Genomic DNA, 18,352 nt, shown 5'->3' with positions numbered 1-18,352 from the left:
AGCGATCGCCTAGACTTGATAATTTAGATAATCGCTACGTTATCCTACCTTATGATCTGTTCCAAACCTTGATGAAGGCAATCACTGAATGTCCACAAGCATTCATCATTACCCCATTGACCGTACCACCGACCGCAGAGCCTATAAAAGGTACTATCTTTGCTACGTTCAGTAAAGTTTTTTCGCCTGCTTTGGAAATTAACTTAATTCCTAAAGCTTTATTTATCTCAGTAAAAGTTTTACCAGGGACAGACATCAAAGCTTTTTGAATAGCCTGTTGTGCTGCCTTAGTTCCCAATTTATTTGCAAGTTCAGATACACTAACTCCAGCAGCAGCAGCTAAGACTAAGGGTTGTGTAGAATCGCTTGTTATGTCAATGCCGTAAATTGTGAAAAGAGCGGATGTTAGCTTTACTTGGGAATACAGTGTAATTACAACATCACTTGGTATCCCGGCTATTCCCAAAAGGCCATTACTAATACCATTGCCCACTGACCAAAGTGTTCATTGGTAGATGACATTATTTGCCATATTATCTCTATCACCAATCCAGCGCGAATCGTTCACATAAGTTTGCCCCCACTTGTTACCACCTTCAATAGCACTAGCAATAGTTTGCCCGATAACAGGCATTTTCATAATCGATTCAAAATCCATACAGCTTTTACCTGATTAACTAAGAAGACCTAGAGATTTCTAGCTTTAGTATTCCCCGTAGCAAAACTTAATATTTGGTATTATTTAAAGCTTTGATAAAGTAGTGTAAATAATGCCTATGGCTTAAAGCAGCTTTAGATAAAGCCAGTTTCAATTTCCGAAACAAGTCTGACAGAAGTTGTAGAAAAAGGTTAGGTTAACTGTTAATCACAAGCCGCACCCCAGCCGCGATGGTAAAAGAATTAGCAATTTGCACCCGTGGACTAACTAAGCAATTTGATCGGCACGTTGCTGTCAATGATGTTGATTTAGAAATACAGGCGGGGGAAGTATATGGACTGATTGGCCCCAATGGCGCAGGTAAAACAACTCTCATCCGAATGTTGGCAACTGCTGAGGAACCAACTACGGGTGAGATTTACATTAATGGCGATCGCTTACTCCGTGACAAGAGTAATTCCAAACTTAAGCGTCGTCTTGGCTACTTACCCGATGACTACCCACTATATGAGGATTTGACAGTCTGGGATTACCTAGATTATTTTGCACGTCTCTATCGTTTGCGAGAACCACGCCGCACTCAACGTTTACATGAAGTTTTAGAACTAATCCAACTTGGTAATAAACGCAATAGTCGCATTTCTACCCTGTCGAGGGGAATGAAACAGCGCTTAAGTTTAGCGCGAACCATAATCCACGAACCGATTTTACTACTCCTAGATGAACCTGTTTCTGGGCTTGATCCTATTGCTAGGATGCACTTTCGTGAAATCATCAAGGCTTTGCAAGAAGCTGGGATGACTGTAATCATTTCTTCCCACGTTCTCAGTGATTTAGCTGAACTCTGTACTTCTGTGGGAATTATGGAACTTGGCTTTTTGGTAGAAAGTACCTCTTTACAGCAACTTTATCAACGTCTTGCCCATCAGCAAATTGTGATATCAACTCTGGGGAACCTAGAAGCACTATTAAGGGAATTAAAACATCATCATTTAGTAGAAGAGTGGGAGGTGATATCAGGGAAAAACAGCGTCCGGGTGAATTTTTCGGGCAAAGATGAAGATAGTGCTGAGTTGTTGCGATCGCTCATTAAAGCAGGGATTCCCCTGACTGATTTTCACTGCACACAAGAAGACTTAGAAACTATTTTCTTAAAATTAGGTCACAAACAAGCATCTTGATTCGTCAATAAATATCACTCCCCATTTTTGGAGAACTTTTTCCTATGATGGTCAATTTAGTAGACAAAATCGGCGATTGGAATCCGCAACTATTCCGAGAACTCAAAGGACGGCTGAAATTTTTTAATGTCGCGATCGCAGTTGCTACATCTCTACTTCTACAAATGGTAGTTTTTCTATATCAATTACGCGAGTTTCCTAATGATGAATACTCGCTAACTGCTACATACTGTCGTTTGCGCCAATTATATGAACCGCGGCAAAACCAGCTTTACCAGCAATCAAATCAAACTAAAATTGATGATTTTAATTATTTCCTCTCAAAGAACTTTTGTCCGGCAAATGAAATTGATTGGCAGTTGTGGTGGCGAGATCACTGGGAATATATATTCCTCTTTTTGAGTGTAATTTTTGTATTTACCCTCTTAGTTGCAGGAACTTATTTGCTCATCAATGATTTAGTTAAAGAAGAAACTCGCGGCACGCTGAATTTTATCCGTCTCAGTCCTCAATCAGAAACAAGTATATTGACTGGGAAGTTGGTAGGGGTTCCGAGTTTAATTTATCTCGTTGTCTTAGCAGCAATTCCTTTACACTTGTGGGCTGGAAATTCTGCCGGAATTACCTTTAGTTACATTTTGAGTTACTACGCAATTCTTGCAGCTAGCTGTATTTTCTTCTACAGCACCGCGTTAGCATTTGGTTTAGTAAGCCGTTGGTTTAGCGGTTTTCAACCTTGGTTAGGTAGCGGTGCAGTTTTGCTTTTCTTGTTCATAACAATACAATTTGCATCGGATTCTAGCAGCGATTTAAATAATTCAACTGCTTGGTTAAGGCTTTTCGCCCCTTGGGATACAATCAATTATCTTTTCCCTAACTTGACACGTGTATATAATGGCTCTCAAGTGAAAAACTTGGAGTTTTTCTTTTTACCATTAGGAAAAAATGTTGTTAGTCTTGTTAGTTTCCATTTGTTAAACTTAGGAGTGTACAGTTATGGAATATTACAAGCTCTAAAACGTTGCTTTCGTAATCCTCAAGCTTCAATTATCAGCAAGGGACAAAGTTATTTATTAGTAGCTTTTTGCCAGGTGATGATCTGGGGATTTAGCTTACAAAATTGGCAAAATAGTTCCAAATTTTACGGACAGTTTGAGCCAAATTTAATTTTTCTGGCAATATACAACTTGGGGTTAATTTTCAGTTTGATTGCTATTCTTTCCCCTCATCGTCAAGATGTACAAGATTGGGCAAGATATCGACATCAGGAAGTTTCTAGCCGCAAGAGTGTTTGGCAGGATTTAATTTGGGCTGAAAAAAGCCCTGCACTTGTGGCGATCGCTATTAATCTGGCAATTGTTATTATCCCTTTGCTAGTCTGGATTTTAATTACATCTGTTTTCTATACAGACAATTGGCTAAATAGTAATATTGGCGGGTTGAAAGTACTTTTAGGTGTAGCTTTGTCTGTCAGCATAATCATGATTTATGCTACAATTGCCCAATTAATACTTTTGCAGAAAACTCCCAAACGTTCTTTCTGGGCAATAGGTACTATAGGCGTGGTATCGTTCTTACCACCAATGATTCTAGGATTTCTTGGCATATCCTCGTGGAAGTATCCTACTGTATGGCTGTTTTCAACTTTTCCTTGGGCTGCAATACAACACTCTGGAGGAACAACGATTTTTATGGCATTTCTAGCTGAGTTGAGTGTTCTAGCGTTGTTAAACTTCCAGTTAACAAAACAGGTGAAATTAGCAGGCGAATCTGCAACGGAGGCACTGTTAGCAAGACGCTAGTGCCGCAAGGCGGAAGTCAAAAGTTAACACTGAGCGAAGTCGTAAAGCCTGCGGCATAGCTACGCTTAACGCGTAGCGTCTCGCAGAGAAGTGTCAAAAGTCAAAAGTCAAAATGAATACAACATAGGCATTTTGTTGATTTGGAATGGGTTGTTTATTTCCGCCGCGCTGTACTAGGTAAGTAATTATCTCTTAGAACCCCGATTTGTTTGAGAAGTCGGGGTTCTTGCATTAAGGTTAAACTTTTCATTAGCATAAGTATCATTACAATTTGACAATAATGCTAAATTTGCCAACTCAAGACTTACGCCATACAGCTATTCAGTTTTTAGAACAAACTCCCCCACAGCGTCTACAAATTCTTAAGCAAATGGGCATCGCTCGTTATGATTTTTTAACCAAAATGCGACTAAATGAAGCAAATATAATCTGTATCATGCGGTTTTTTGAATATCCCAATCAGGTAAAGTTTCCTAATCTTATTGGAGCAGATTTATCTGGTTTAATTTTAGATGAGGTAAACTTCATTCGGGGAAATTTATCTGGAGCAAATCTGCAAAGTACCAGTTTAGTAAATGCAGACCTATTATTTGCAAATTTTACGAAAGCCGATTTGATAAATGCAGATTTACGAGGTGCAACTTTGAATGAGACTATTTGGTTAGAGACTTTAGTAGATAAATGTCATCTTGGCGTAGGTACTGGTTTAACTCAGCTGCAACGTCAAGATTTACAACTACGCGGAGCTAGATTTAATTCTTAAATAAATGATAATTAAAACACACAAAATTATAAGATTATTAAATTGAGATTGACCTGGATAAGTTAATGAGTATTAAGTTGCCCCAAAAATTGATGTTGCTTGGTTCAGGAGAGCTAGGCAAAGAATTTGCGATCGCGGCTCAACGTCTTGGTAATTATGTGATTGCCGTTGACCGCTATGCTAATGCTCCAGCTATGCAAGTTGCTGATGCTTATGAAGTTATTTCTATGCTCAGTGCTGATGATTTAGAAGCTGTAGTCACAAAACATAAGCCAAATATAATTATACCAGAAATTGAAGCTATCAGAACAGAAAAACTGATCGAATTTGAACAGCGAGGGATTACAGTTATACCGACTGCGGCTGCTACTAACTATACAATGAATCGTGACAGAATTCGGGAACTGGCACATCAAGAATTGGGCATCAGAACAGCTAAATATGGTTATGCAACAACTCTAGAAGAATTGATTAAAGTTTCTGATGAAATTGGGTTCCCTAATGTTGTTAAACCTGTGATGTCATCCTCTGGTAAAGGTCAGTCTGTAGTGCAGGAAAAGAGTGAAGTTGAGAAAGCTTGGAATTATGCGATCGCTAATTCTAGAGGAGACAGTCAAAAGGTCATCGTCGAAGAATTTATTAACTTTGAAATCGAAATAACTTTACTAACAATTAAACAGTGGAATGCACCGACAATTTTCTGTTCTCCTATTGGTCATCGTCAAGAAAGAGGCGATTATCAAGAGTCGTGGCAACCCGCAGAAATTTCTGAAGATAAAATATTAAAAGCTCAAGAAATAGCCATAAAAGTTACTGATGCTTTAGGAGGAGCCGGGATTTTTGGTGTTGAATTTTTCATTACCAAAGATGAAGCGATTTTTTCGGAACTTTCTCCTAGACCTCACGATACGGGAATGGTGACATTAATCTCACAAAATCTCAATGAATTTGAATTACATTTAAGAGCTATTTTAGGTTTGCCAATTCCTCATATAGAACAGCTAGGATCATCAGCTAGTGCGGTAATCTTAGCTTCCGAAAAATCTGATTCTATTGCTTTTGATGGTGTAGCCGATGCTTTGTCAGAAAAAGATGTAGATATTAGATTATTTGGTAAACCTAATGCTCACCCATATCGGCGAATGGGTGTAGCTTTGGCGAAGGGTGTGAATGTTCAAGAGGCAAGGGAAAAAGCAAATAAAGCTGCAAGTAAAATCACAATTATCTAATTACTCTAGGGGCTTATAGCGGTTCCCATTCAGATGCGGTACAAAATAATATCGCAAAGTGTAGGGAACATTCCGTGCCCCTACGGGTGTACCTTACGTAAGCGAGAAACGCTATAGCGATCGCAGCGCTTTAACAGTGGAGCCAAACAGGAGCAAGCTTAAGAAACTAGGTAGAAGCCAGCTAAATTTTACAATGTTGATCGCTTTGTGTGTGTGAGTAAGATTCTTGAAAAGCAAAAACTGCCCACCATTAAAACACAATTATAAAAAGTTTTGTAAATTATATGCTTATACGAACAAGCATCTGTTACAACAAGTGTTTAATTTAACCAGTATATGAGAATTGCGTGATACTCTACGGTTAGTAAGTAGTATATTTGAAAATTCTAGTTTATGGAAGAAAATGATTTAATTAGGACGCATTTAGCTTTTTAATTATTTCCATAGGGATTATTTAATTTTGCTAAATAAGTATTAACTATGTTTGGGTACAGGTAAATATGTTTATGAGAGTTTCCCCTATTCACAAATTCAGCAGATGGAAATTTTGTATATTAGCCTGTACTATGAGTTTCACTATCAGCGGTTGTACACCTGAAAAGAGAGCAATCCTACGAGTAACTGCTGAGAATTTTCGCGATCGAGCAGCTGATGCTATTACATCGGTAAAGAAAATTTATCAACTGAATAATATACCTATAGATGACGATTTAGTTGTTGATCAATTACTAACTGATGCCAGTATTGAATTCGGAATTATTAAAGAAGTAAATAGAATTATCACCGGAGAAAGCCAGATAAATAACCAGTCCTCAGATGTTGATCAAACACTCGACGCTTTGAAAGCAGAATATGATACAGCAGTTGAGGTATTTAACAAGCTGGAAAGAATTGATTATGAGAGTAAAAGGATAGTTGCTAAAACTGCCCAGCCAGCAAGATGTCTAACAGTAAAAATGCTACTTTTAGCCAAAAGAATTCAAGAAAAACCACCAAGACCAATGGATTGGAAACGGGTAATAATCAGTTCCAAGCTAAAACATCTTAGCGAAGAGTATAGGAAATTAAATATATCCTCACAACCAGAAGCGCAAGAAATTAAACGTCAAGTTGCTGAACAGATAAATGATTGGCGAAAAGTTAATTTTTCTGAACAACAAAGTTTGAATGAATCGATTTATAAGCTTTTGGCAGCAGCTGACACTGGCCGAAAACTTTCACAACTTATTGATGACTACCCTAATCTTAATTTTGAAGTTATTGCTGCTAGAGTTACTCAGATTGTTGGGGTAGCTAAGCTAATGAGCATTTAAGTTGCATAACACCAGGGCTGAAGCCCTTACTACAAGTGAATCAGTCTGGAAAAATGAATGACGATTAGCTTACAAGTTTCACTGGTAATGATTACAATTCGACGCTTGCAAGAATTAACATTATTGAAAGAGAAATTAACACAGATGAAGTGCTGAAAGAATTCATGAAAGAAATATCTTTTAGAGATAGGCAGATGCAACCACCAAATTCTCACTTATGTCAATAATGTTTAGGGTGCAACTAGGAATGGATGATGTTCATAACTTAAGTGAATATGTAAATATATGCTTGAGTTAAGACTTAACTCTTTACCAAGGTATTTTTTTAACGATCGCAAAGGAAGAGAAGGAACAAATGCTTAAATAAACTGTTGTTAAAATATATACATTATGGCCACCAATAAGATTCTAAATACTTTTGCAGAAATAATTTCTCAGCTTAAAGAAGTTCCTGACAATAAAATTGATTTACAACACCTCAATAATACAGAAGAAAAATTACAAGATATTCTGTCTCAGCTTCAATTTGAACTTTTAAACGCGCAAAAACAAAAGAACTGGGAAAAAGTAAACAAGTTTAAGTTAGCAGTTAGCGAATGCCAACTTACTCTCAATAAGGTAAGAGCAGCAATTATAAATGTTAGTATCATCGGCATAAATCAAAATAATCTGGCACAGATGCAGAAAATATTAGAGGAAATCGACACTGCACGTAAAACTCAGGTAAACATAGATTTGGCTATCCGTTTACTAGGTTTTTTGCGGCGGCTGTTCCTGTAATCATAATCCTAAATCTACGGCAATACGGTGGGCACAAGCAAACCCCGAAAAAGCGACTGCATTCAACCCTTGACCAGGAAAGGTACTATCTCCTACACAATAAAGTCCTGGAATAGCTGTGCGATTAAAGGGCATACTTAATAACCCCCGCAACTTGCGTCGGGGAATTGGCCCATAAGTGCCATCTTCACGACCCAAAAAGCGGCGATGAGTGCGCGGTGTCCCTACTTCTAAATAATCCAATGCGGCATTTAAACCGGGAAAAATTTTCTCTAGGCGGTCAATAATTCGCCAAGCCGCCTCTTCTTTCTTCGCTTCGTACTCACTCGGAGAAAGTTTTTGCCAATCATCAATCCAGTGAGGTGTGAAGGCATGAATTATGTGATATCCATTTGGTGCTAAATCTGGGTCAAGCAATGTGGGAATCGAAACAAAAACTGTGCCTTCTGCTGCTGTCATCTTTTGCCAATCTTCCAGCAAAATATGGTGGCACTCTGTCCCCGCAGGTAAAACTGATTCCTTTACCCCGATGTGCAAACTCAAGAAACTGGGAGATTTTTGATAATTTTGTTGCCACTTTTTCTCATTACGTGGCATTTCTTCTACTGGTAATAATCGTTCAAATGTATCCCAGCGTGTAGCATTAGAAATTATGCGTTTACCCCGATACACTTTACCATTAGCTAGTTGCACACCTACCGCTTTTCCCCGTTCTGTAAGAATTTTGGTAACTCTAGCTTGGTACTGAATCTTACCTCCAGCCTTCTCTAGACCTTCCACCAGTTTTTGGGCAATTTGTCCCACTCCGCCTTTAGGATAGTTAACTCCGCCATAATGTCTGTCAGAAAAGACCATCCCAGCATTAATCATTGGTGTCATGTCTGATGGAACTACCGACCAGCAATAACATTCCATATCGATAAATTTCAATAATTGCAGGTCTTTGATGTAGCGCCGTGCCACATCCCCAGCATTTTGGGGCAGATACTTAGCTAAACCGAGACACGCCAAAGGATGCTGGAAAAATACCCGCAGTAGATACCGAGGTTCTTCCAGCGACAGCAAATCCATGCTGTTGAGGCACTTGAATACTTTTTGACATTCGTCATAAAAGCGACGAATCCCCTGTTCTTCATGGGGAAAATGAGCAATAAGATTTTGCAAAAATTTTTCATAAACCCGGTCAACCTTCAGGTCTAAACCTTGGGGTAAATGATAGTGAATTTGTACCGGATCTGCGATCGCTTCTTGGCTGACATTTACGGCTGATAATGCGCGTGTGAGTAAGTTAGTAGTACCGTTTTGTCCCAGTCCAAAAATCATTGACGCACCAACATCGAATCGATAGCCTTGGCGTTCAAAATAACCAGCGCTACTACCTGGAATCAAATAACGTTCCAGTACCAACACTTTCGCTCCCTTCGCCGCTAACTGGGTCGCTGTTACTAATCCGCCAATCCCAGACCCAATCACGATTACGTCATTTGTCATTTGTCATTTGTCCTTTGTACTGAGCGTATCGCTAAAGCTCTGCTAACGCGTAGCCTCTCGTAGAGAAGTATTTGTCCTTTGTCTAGAGTCAATCAATATTTAATTTAACTAATGACCAATGACCAATCAAAAAAAAAAGAGGGACGAACCTGCTACTGCTGGCTAATCCCGTCTGCCGATCCTTAAAAGAGAGGAGAACACTTTATAAGAATATAGCCTTGATTGAGAATTAATGTCAACTATTAATGAAAAAAATTATCAATAAATTTGAGACTACTAATTTCTTAGCTGTCAGCCGGATACAGGAAAGAGTATTATGGTGTTTCAGTTCTTGTACAATAAAAAGGCGCCTATTTCTGGCTATGACGCTACAATTGCGCGTTTACGTTCCACCCCATCCCTTAATCAAACACTGGCTGGCAGTTGCCCGTGATGCGGGCACACCTTCAGTATTGTTTCGTAGTGCCATGACTGAGTTGGGAAGATGGCTGACTTATGAAGCTGCACGAGACTGGTTGCCAACGCAAGAAATAGCGGTGCAAAGTCCTTTAGATACTTGTCCAGCAACGGTGATTGATCCGCAGGTGCCTGTGGCAGTAGTTCCAATTCTGCGGGCTGGATTAGGATTATTAGAGGGAGCGCAGACTTTGCTGCCTTTAGCATCGATTTACCACCTGGGTTTAGCGCGAGACGAAGAGACACTGCAACCTCATTGTTATCTGAACAAGTTACCAGAAAAATTTGACCCCCAAACACGAGTGTTAATTACCGATCCAATGTTGGCAACTGGAGGGTCAATCATGGCGGCAATGGCAGAATTGACACAACGGGGTGCTGATCCAGCCCTAACACGGATTGTTTGTGTAGTAGCGGCTCCACCAGCTTTGCAAAAACTGAGTGAAGCTTATCCAGGTTTAATAATTTACACTGCTACTATTGATGAAAAGCTGAACAGCAAGGGATATATTGTACCGGGATTGGGAGATGCAGGCGATCGCATCTTTGGGACTTAAGCTAGTATGCAGCTAGGGCAGGCAAATAGCATAACTACTGTACTACTTACTGTAAAAGTTGCAAGGTTTGTTGAAGGCGGTAAAGATATGAGTCAGCGAGATGGTTTTGGCAGTGGTTTTATAGCAGGGGCATTTGTTGGTGGCGTATTTGGCGGTGTCATAGGGGCACTGATTGCTTCTCGACGCGATCCTCAATTGCTAGCAGAAGACGAGATAGAACTGACAGATAGCCAAGCTGAAGCTAAGAAAATAGCAGCAAAGCGCCGTCAGATGAAAGCCTCAGAAAGTGAGAGCAACAGCATAGAAACGGCGCGGCGATCGCTAGAAGATAAAATTGCCCAGCTAAATGCCACAATTGATGAAGTGCGAAATCAACTAGGAAATGTTAATAGCGGTTCACCCCAAGCAAGCAATGACCGCTCCCTCACTAAAGACTCCTGAAGTTTATTCAGGCGTGGTGAAAGTGTCAAGTGTGGTAATTCGGTAATCCGCTAAACACCATGACATGGACTAAATTAAAATTAAAAGATAAGACCGCGTTTGACACTTAGTAGGAAACAAAGCTATCCATGAGTTTACTGATTACGACACTAGTCACCTTTGTCACCTTTTATAGCTATTTGCTAATTATCCGGGTTTTGTTGACCTGGTTCCCGACAATAAGCTGGTATAACCAGCCATTTGCCGCTTTAGCCCAGATAACCGATCCTTATCTGAATCTATTTCGTTCAATTATTCCCCCATTGGGTGGCATGGATTTTTCGCCGATTTTAGCTTTCTTAGCACTCAACTTAGCTGGAGAGTTTCTCAGAACCCTAACTCGTCTGCCATTCGTACAGGGATTTTGATTTCTGCCCTAATAAAAGCTTTTGTAGAAACGCTTTTACAATTGGCGTTTCTACAATTTTTGTTGCGTCTAAATTATTGATTTATATAGCTACCTACATATCCTAAAACACCACTCACAACCCCAATAGCAAGTGAGGTGGGGTTATTCAGAAATGAAAGGTAGTTTACCGAACATGATATTATCTACGCACTTGACCGCTAAAACCCGCAGCCTTGAATTGCTTTAGCTTCAACGGAGTAGGCTGATTAGAAGGTACAGAAATCCTCAATTCAAAATCGCTAATGCCTGGTGGCACCTCGCTAATAGAGCCTAAGCGAGTGCGGTTTTGCATTACCGAGTCATTATTGGCATCATAGATGCGCCCAAAAATATCTGCGTCATAGACTGTTTTATTCGTGCCATTTTCTGCTTTGCCAATGACAATAAAGCAACTGGCTGCCGCGCTTCCACTACTGATAACAGCCCCTTGTGCTAGTTCTGGTGGACAATCTTTATAAGATACATCAAATAGTTTAATCTGTGTCAGGGCTATAACTGGGGGAGCGATCGCCCACGATAGAAAGGTGATAAGACAGGAAATAAAAACGACCGTGAGTGAGCGCAACTGCATAAAAGACCCCGTGACTTCATCTAATAATTATTTAACTTATAACCTCAGCTTACAACATAGCCCTACTCCCTCTTCTCTAGCCCCTTCATGTTTATATTTACCTACAGGGGGATTGGAGACTTTAATTTAACATTTGCAATAATTAGGGAAATAAACCCTTAATTGCGATTATCTTATGACTCCAGATGAGATTGAAGTAGCTATGTTCGCAGCCTTTAATGATTGTGATGCAGCAAGCTGTCCTCTCACTGACACGCAGAAACAGATATTACTGCAAGTGATCGAACAAATTCAGGGAAATTCTACCTCTGGGATGTCAAATATTGCTAACCCTTTAGACGAACTTACCTCAGAGGAGTTAGAAGCATTTTTACAATTTGTTAAGGATGAAGAACAAAATAACCGCACTTGGAAAGTGCAATTACTCAACGACTGGCTACTAGGAAACGACTCTGGAACAGTACAATTTATTCGGCAACGCTATGGTTTACAGTGGCTGAATCGTGTTGAATCATATCATTTTGATAAATATTCTTATTTTGAAGATGCACTAAAGCTGAGAGTAGGCGATCGCATTGAAGTTTCTAATGCCTTATGGGAATGGGTACAAGAGGATGGGCCTTGTAAGCGCGAATGGTTTCCCTGTATGGTGATTAAGGTCGAGGAAATTAGCGATGTCTACGACGGGCTACGCCTACGCAACGATTCCTCTACTAATTGCGTCGTCCGCTTCTTCAACGGCGCTGAGTATGAAATTCAAGGCATCTACGAATGGAATCGCTACAATTGGCGCTGGCCTCAAAAGTAGGGGCGCAAGGCCTTGCTCCCCTACAAATCTAGAAATAATTTGGGATAATTTATTTTTTACAAGTCTCTTAAAGGGAAATTCCATCCCTTTCCCTTTTAACCCTTCCCCTTTCCCCCACTTCTGCAAGAAGTCTATTGATTACTCACTTCGTTCAAATAAAAATCATCACATGCAGCAATGCAACACCAATATCCAACATCCAAAATCCGAAGCTAACTATGGTGTTGGGGAGTTTTTTTTTGTGGGTTTGGCTCCTTTAATATCCAGCAATTGTGCCAATTCAGTTGTATTCAATGATTTGACGAGACTCAAACCAAGAGACTTACTAGAAATACTTTGAGTGTAGGTGGCGTTCAGATAGGGAGTGTATTGCGGCCTTCCTACAATGTATGTTTGGAAGAAAGGTAAACTCAAAACATTCATGTAACGACGCGCTTGAGAAGCATCGCCAATCATATCGGCAGGTAACGCTACTTGTTGATTTGCAGGGTTGCCGTTGCCAATGGTGGAAAAGTGTGTGCCACCTACAAGCATAACGAGATATTTTTGGGAATTCGCCAACCAGGAGAAAGGTAAAATTTGCTCGGATAAAGCTGGTGCAATTGTATCATCACTACTGCTGACAATCATCACTGGAGTTTTGATTTGACTTAAGCCAGCTTTGCCGAAAATCGAACTAGTAATGGGATTAACTGCGATCGCAGCTTTCACTCTCTCATCCCGCAGGTTATAATCTTTGCCAGACTTGCTGATGCTCAATTCTAAAGCGCGACACTGGAGCAGTAAAGACATATTCCAGCTTTTTTGCAGTGCTGCTGGTTGACAGTCTTGTTTTAGCTGCTGAAAGTTGATTTTAGCGCCTGCTAAGGCTAAGGCTGTGTAGCCTCCCAAAGATTGACCAAATACTCCGACTTTTTGCAGATTTAACCGACCTTTAAACCGTGAATCAGATTGATTACCTTTTTCCAGTTGATTCAATATATATGTTACATCTAAAGGTCGGTCTTGAAATTCACTTGGTTCTGCTACTTCAATGGCCTGTTTATTTAGTAGAGAACGCAATTGTTTAGCATCGCTACCAGGATGATTGGGAACGACAACGGCAAATCCGTAAGAAGATAGGTGCGTGGCTAAATACTGAAAGTTGCTACTATCTAAACCCAAGCCGTGAGAAATCACAATTACGGGTGCAGCGTTCTGGACATTGGGAATGTAAACATCAGTCAATAAAAGCCGATTGCGCATTGAGTCGAAAAGCTTCAGCGTGTATTTTTGCGACTTAAACTTTCCCGGAACCTGTAAATCGGGCAATTGTGAAAAATTTGCTTGGGAAATGGTAGCAGCTTCTATTTTAGACTGTTGGGAAACTGCTGCGATCGCCCGATGGGTTTGGTTAACAAGTTTCTCCAATTCCGTAGCTATTTCTAAAGTCTCTGCGACATCAAGGCGAATGCTGCTGGTGGGATATTTACGTAACACATTCAAAAGTGTCAAGCCTCCCGATTCAGCAGAAGCTGAAATTAGTGCCGAACGCAAAGCAGCAAATCCTGGTTCTGGCTGATTGGTTTGAATCACTTGCGCCAACCGATGCAACAAAAATTCTCCTTGCGATGTGTAGAGAAGTTGCGAAACTACTACTGGACTAACTTTCACACGGTTAAGTAAAATCTGCCGTAATTCTTGAAGCTGTTGTAGAGGCAGATATTGCTGATAGGCTGCCAAGTCTTCGTTAATTACACCTGTTTTGGCGTAGTTTTCTAAAGTGGCTACTGAAATGGAAAGCTCCAAAGCTGAATAAGATGCATAAATCCGCTCTGCTGCCAAGATAGAATTACTAATTCCAAATGTTGGCAGCACCATTGAAAGAACCAGCAATAAAGAATTTTTTCTGAGGGTGCTGGCCCAATTACCAAACAAACTATTCATCGCTCAACGGTTTCGGTGGTCTGGTTTTCTCAGGTGTTGGCTTTGGTAGTTATTCGGACACCCTGCTTGGTTTACTTAAAGTTATTAGCCTCAATTTTATCAAAACAGAATTTAGGAGTCAGGAGTTACAATTCAGGACGAATTATGTATGACTTGCGAATGTAGGTTGCTTAAAATAATGGGTATAAAGGGGTTTAAAATGTCTACCAAATCTGAGATTTAGTAGCCAAAAAAAGTAGTGATTCCCAATGCCCTAATAATTTATTCTGACTCCTGAATTCTGATTTTTGAATTCTTTTTCAAGAATTTTTCGGCTATAAAGTCAATAATCAAAGACTACAGAGTTACACAGATGAGTAAAGTATCCGGTTAACTTCAGTAGTTTGCCTTCACTATTAAATCATAACAAATAAAAAATACTCTACCTCAGTGTTTATGTTGTAGCTTTGAAGATAGGACAAATTTAGTAGATGGAAAATCCCGTAAAAATCCGGAAACTTACTTTTGTTAATTAGCTTTTCCCAAAGCGATCGCTACTGAACCTGTGACTACTAAACCGGCTCCTAATATTGCTAAATAAGTGAAGTGTTCTGGTGGCGTCCAAGAAGGTGCAATTACTGATAAAACTGCAACTAATATTAATGTCACAATAGGAGCTAAAGCTATTACCGCACTCACTCGTGATGCTTCCCAATGTTCTAGCGATTCAGCAAAAGCGCCGTAAGCGATTAAAGTATTCAAAGCACAGAAAACCAACACTCCTAAATGAAAACTATCAAGTATAAAAAGTGATTGTATTCTGGCTAAAGGAGTGAATAATAAAGCACATCCCCCGTAAATAACCAGCATAATGCTAGGTGAAGATAAAGATTGTAATAACTGTTTTTGTGCCAAAGCATAAATAGCCCATGCCATTGCTCCTAACGCAATCAAGACACTACCTAGTATATATGTGCCATGCGCTGTAATTAAATTTGTTAGTTGTTCCCGAAAAAATAAAACATAACCGCAAATCATTACACTTACACCAATCCATTGAGACAGCCGATAACGTTCTTTAAAAATCACTAACCCTCCGAAACCTAATAAAAGGGTAGATAATTGAATGAGAACTTCGGCGTTAGCAGGCGATGTTAGTGCTAAACCTTGCATGAACAAAAAGTAATTAATCCCTAAAAAAAATGTAGCGATCGCTAATAACTTCCAAGACGCAGAACGCAATTGTTCTAGCTTTGGTAATTTACCACGTATTCCTAAGTACACAGCAAGCAGGATAAATGATACCAAAAAGCGAAACCAAATAACTGTATAGACATCAAGTACTTGTAGAGTTACCGCCAGAGCAATAGGTAAAATTCCCCATAATAAGACCGTCAATAGCGATAACGCTAGTCCTAAGCGCCACCGACCAGAACTTTGATGTAGTGACATTGAAATATCCTACTCAAAGTAGGGCTGATAATAATTTCAAACATATCTAATTTGTTTATCTAACATTTTATCAAACTCTTGTTGATAAGATATCTTAATAGCCTATTTAATGCACATTCAATATAAAATAATAGATTTACTCGACTAAATTTAATATTTGTAGCCAATAGAGGGTGTTTTTTCTTCTTTCACGTAAAATTTGTAAATTGCGTGTTAATTTTACATGAATATTAAATTTAAGACTTCCTGATAAATGTATACTCAGTCACAGTGTTATTCTATAAAACAACTATGGGGATTATACCCATAATCAGCTTAGTAGTCTTGACTATTGCTTTATCAAGTTACTTGCTGCTGACTTCAAGAGGTCGATTTTTGCTCAAATCTTTGGTGACAAAAATAAAGCGGCAAGAGTGGAGATTGAAATATGGCAAGCTTAACTATTTGAAATCAAGATTTTCCAGAACTATAACGATTGCTGCCATTATTCTGGTAGCAGTAATAGCTGGAAATACTGTATCAGCGCAGGTTAGGGGGTCGCCTCCAGTTTCGCTCAAGAGTATATCGGTTCCAGAGCCTGATAATCTTAAAGACTTCGTAAAAGATAAAGTAGCCGCAATCAAGTTAGGAAAAGCTCTTTTCTGGGATATGCAGGTTGGGAGCGACGGAAAGTCCTCATGTGCTAGTTGTCACTTCCATGCCGGAGCCGATAATCGATCCAAAAATCAAATCGCTCCTAGTCTTTTGCGGATTAACCCTGATGGTACAGAGAATCCAGATACAATTTTTAATGTAGGCGGACTACCAAACTACCAGCTAAAAAAAGAAGATTTTCCCTTCCACAAGCTGTCAGACCCAAATAATCCTACGACTGTTGTATCTGACAATAACGATGTCAGTTCCTCTCAGGGGGTCTTCAATACTAAGTTTATTGATGTCAAACCCGGTAGTGCAGAAGACGAAGTAAAAAACGAGCTAGATCAAGTCTTTAACGTGGGAGGCATTAATGTGCGGCGCGTCCAACCGCGTAATACGCCAACCGTAATTAATGCAGCATTCAACTTCCGCAACTTCTGGGATGGAAAAGCACAAAACATCTTTAATGGGGTGAATCCCTTCGGTTTAAGAGATCCTAACGCCGCTGTCGTCAAGGCAGAAACCCCAAATAATCCAAAATTTGTGAAAATCAGCCTGAATAATTCGTCTTTGGCATCCCAAGCGCTGGCCCCGCCACTCAGTTCCTTTGAGTTGTCGGCTAATGGTCGCACTTTTCAAGAAATTGGTGATAAGTTCGGGCGAATTGATAAAAAATCTCTCGGCGTTGGTAAGGGTAAAAAACTCCCCCGAAAACTTGCGAAAAAGTTATTTTCCCTCAGACCACTAGGTAAACAGGTTGTGCATCCACAAGACAGCGTTTTAGGTGCAGATAGTAGGTCGCCCAAACCTGGACTCAAAGATAGAACCTACGAGCAAATGATTAAAGATGCCTTCAAGCCTGAGTGGTGGAAGTCTAATCAACTCATCCAAATTGATGCTGAAGGTGTACGGACTTTTGTCAAGAAGCCTGATAACTCTTCCAAAACCGATGAGTATTCACTTTTAGAATATAACTTCTCACTATTCTTTGGGCTTGCAGTTCAGTTGTACGAGGCTACACTCATTTCCTATGATACGCCTTACGATCGCTTCTTGGAAGGAAACACCAGCGCCCTAACCAAGCAGCAGCAACAAGGTAAAGGACTGTTTGAGGGCAAAGCTCTGTGTATTGGTTGCCACAGTGGATTAGAATTAACATCTGCTTCAGTGAGCAGCGTGACTCAAAACGGACGAATCAAGCGTGTGCCATTCGGACTAAAATCTCCTGAAGATACTGGCTTCTTTAATATCGGTGTCAGACGGCCCACAGACGACCCAGGTTTGGGTGCTAATGACGGTTTGCAGATTAACGGTCAAGGTAATCCGCTTTCAGAAGCACGATTGGCTCAACTGGGTAAATTTAAGGATCTCCTTGGTGAAAACCCACCCATCCTTACTCCACCTTTGAATTCCACTGAAGCTGTGGTTGCAAACGGAGCCTTCAAAACACCTGGACTTCGTAATGTGGAACTTACTGCTCCCTACTTCCACAATGGAGGCCAAGCGACCCTAGAGCAAGTAATTGATTTTTACAATCGAGGTGGTGATTTTGGCGCTCTCCCCCCGTTAAATCTGTCATCAAAAGAAAAACAAGAATTGGTCGCCTTTTTAAAAGGGCTAACGGATGAGCGAGTTCGGTATCAGAAAGCGCCCTTTGACCATCCACAACTGTTTGTCCCCAATGGACATCCGGGTAATTCTAACTACGTTATTAATGACGGCACTGGTAAAGCTACAGATAGCCTACTAGAAATTCCTGCTGTTGGTAAGAATGGTGATAAAGGCACTCCAAATTTCTTGAGTTAATCCTCATTTGACAAAATATCTGATAAAGATCGTAGGGGCGTACAGATGTACGCCC

17 protein-coding genes are annotated in these 18,352 nt (G+C 40.1%); 11 read left to right on the top strand and 6 right to left on the bottom strand.

What is annotated here, in order from left to right; genetic code table 11:
* Positions 1 to 49 precede the first annotated feature (49 nt).
* Positions 50 to 493 (bottom strand): hypothetical protein, encoded by a 444-nt coding sequence (locus H6G97_RS05655; RefSeq protein ID WP_190939714.1) that lies wholly within the window; start codon positions 491 to 493, stop codon positions 50 to 52.
* Between the two features lie 12 nt (positions 494 to 505).
* Positions 506 to 640: a hypothetical protein gene (locus tag H6G97_RS54690; protein WP_277883263.1), complete on the bottom strand. Its 135-nt coding sequence runs from the start codon at positions 638 to 640 to the stop codon at positions 506 to 508.
* 248 nt (positions 641 to 888) lie between these two features.
* Between H6G97_RS54690 and H6G97_RS05650 the strand changes: the two genes are divergently transcribed.
* From H6G97_RS05650 to H6G97_RS05625, 6 genes are all read left to right on the top strand, one after another.
* Positions 889 to 1,839 (top strand): ABC transporter ATP-binding protein, encoded by a 951-nt coding sequence (locus H6G97_RS05650; RefSeq protein ID WP_190939713.1) that lies wholly within the window; start codon positions 889 to 891, stop codon positions 1,837 to 1,839.
* Between the two features lie 44 nt (positions 1,840 to 1,883).
* Entirely contained in the window at positions 1,884 to 3,641 is a 1,758-nt protein-coding gene (locus H6G97_RS05645) for an ABC transporter permease subunit (RefSeq protein ID WP_190939712.1), read from the top strand.
* A gap of 280 nt (positions 3,642 to 3,921) precedes the next feature.
* Positions 3,922 to 4,404 carry a pentapeptide repeat-containing protein gene (locus tag H6G97_RS05640; protein WP_190939711.1) on the top strand — a complete coding sequence of 161 codons (483 nt, stop codon included), beginning with the start codon at positions 3,922 to 3,924 and terminating at the stop codon, positions 4,402 to 4,404.
* Between the two features lie 65 nt (positions 4,405 to 4,469).
* Complete coding sequence (gene purT / locus H6G97_RS05635; RefSeq protein WP_190939710.1) at positions 4,470 to 5,633, top strand: formate-dependent phosphoribosylglycinamide formyltransferase; 1,164 nt, start codon at positions 4,470 to 4,472, stop codon at positions 5,631 to 5,633.
* A 506-nt stretch (positions 5,634 to 6,139) separates the two neighbouring features.
* A complete protein-coding gene (locus H6G97_RS05630) occupies positions 6,140 to 6,946 on the top strand; it encodes a hypothetical protein (protein ID WP_242054812.1) in 807 nt (268 codons plus the stop codon).
* A 390-nt stretch (positions 6,947 to 7,336) separates the two neighbouring features.
* Positions 7,337 to 7,726, top strand: coding sequence for a hypothetical protein (locus H6G97_RS05625; RefSeq protein WP_190939709.1), 390 nt, complete (start codon positions 7,337 to 7,339; stop codon positions 7,724 to 7,726).
* Here the strand turns inward: H6G97_RS05625 and crtH are convergent, their stop codons facing one another.
* Complete coding sequence (gene crtH, locus H6G97_RS05620) at positions 7,727 to 9,217, bottom strand: carotenoid isomerase (RefSeq protein ID WP_190939708.1); 1,491 nt, start codon at positions 9,215 to 9,217, stop codon at positions 7,727 to 7,729. It abuts the gene before it with no gap.
* A gap of 362 nt (positions 9,218 to 9,579) precedes the next feature.
* Here crtH and upp point away from each other — a divergent pair, with 362 nt between their 5' ends.
* The 3 genes from upp (at position 9,580) to H6G97_RS05605 (ending at position 11,078) form a co-directional block, all read left to right on the top strand.
* Positions 9,580 to 10,230 carry a uracil phosphoribosyltransferase gene (gene upp / locus H6G97_RS05615; RefSeq protein WP_190939707.1) on the top strand — a complete coding sequence of 217 codons (651 nt, stop codon included), beginning with the start codon at positions 9,580 to 9,582 and terminating at the stop codon, positions 10,228 to 10,230.
* An 87-nt stretch (positions 10,231 to 10,317) separates the two neighbouring features.
* Entirely contained in the window at positions 10,318 to 10,671 is a 354-nt protein-coding gene (locus tag H6G97_RS05610; protein ID WP_190939804.1) for a ssl2009 family thylakoid membrane protein, read from the top strand.
* A 128-nt stretch (positions 10,672 to 10,799) separates the two neighbouring features.
* The gene (locus H6G97_RS05605; protein WP_190939706.1) at positions 10,800 to 11,078 is read left to right on the top strand and encodes a YggT family protein; all 279 of its coding nucleotides are present in this window, start codon (positions 10,800 to 10,802) and stop codon (positions 11,076 to 11,078) included.
* Positions 11,079 to 11,258: 180 nt separating this feature from the next.
* Here the strand turns inward: H6G97_RS05605 and H6G97_RS05600 are convergent, their stop codons facing one another.
* Positions 11,259 to 11,690, bottom strand: a complete 432-nt coding sequence (locus H6G97_RS05600) for a biotin carboxylase (protein WP_190939705.1) — start codon at positions 11,688 to 11,690, stop codon at positions 11,259 to 11,261.
* A 175-nt stretch (positions 11,691 to 11,865) separates the two neighbouring features.
* Between H6G97_RS05600 and H6G97_RS05595 the strand changes: the two genes are divergently transcribed.
* Positions 11,866 to 12,498: a hypothetical protein gene (locus H6G97_RS05595; protein ID WP_190939704.1), complete on the top strand. Its 633-nt coding sequence runs from the start codon at positions 11,866 to 11,868 to the stop codon at positions 12,496 to 12,498.
* A gap of 216 nt (positions 12,499 to 12,714) precedes the next feature.
* On the opposite strand, the gene H6G97_RS05590 is transcribed toward H6G97_RS05595, so the two are convergent.
* Together H6G97_RS05590 and H6G97_RS05585 are read right to left on the bottom strand one after the other, a co-directional pair.
* A complete protein-coding gene (locus H6G97_RS05590; RefSeq protein WP_190939703.1) occupies positions 12,715 to 14,424 on the bottom strand; it encodes an alpha/beta fold hydrolase in 1,710 nt (569 codons plus the stop codon).
* A 507-nt stretch (positions 14,425 to 14,931) separates the two neighbouring features.
* On the bottom strand, positions 14,932 to 15,855 hold the full coding sequence (locus H6G97_RS05585) for a DMT family transporter (RefSeq protein ID WP_190939702.1): 924 nt from the start codon (positions 15,853 to 15,855) through the stop codon (positions 14,932 to 14,934).
* Between the two features lie 291 nt (positions 15,856 to 16,146).
* Here H6G97_RS05585 and H6G97_RS05580 point away from each other — a divergent pair, with 291 nt between their 5' ends.
* Positions 16,147 to 18,297, top strand: a complete 2,151-nt coding sequence (locus tag H6G97_RS05580) for a cytochrome-c peroxidase (RefSeq protein WP_190939701.1) — start codon at positions 16,147 to 16,149, stop codon at positions 18,295 to 18,297.
* Positions 18,298 to 18,352 lie beyond the last annotated feature (55 nt).

This window comes from Nostoc flagelliforme FACHB-838 (genome assembly GCF_014698065.1).
Classification (GTDB): Bacteria; Cyanobacteriota; Cyanobacteriia; order Cyanobacteriales; family Nostocaceae; genus Nostoc; species Nostoc flagelliforme_B.
The sequence above is the reverse complement of the archived record's forward strand: the minus strand, read 5'-3'. Positions and strand labels throughout refer to the sequence as shown.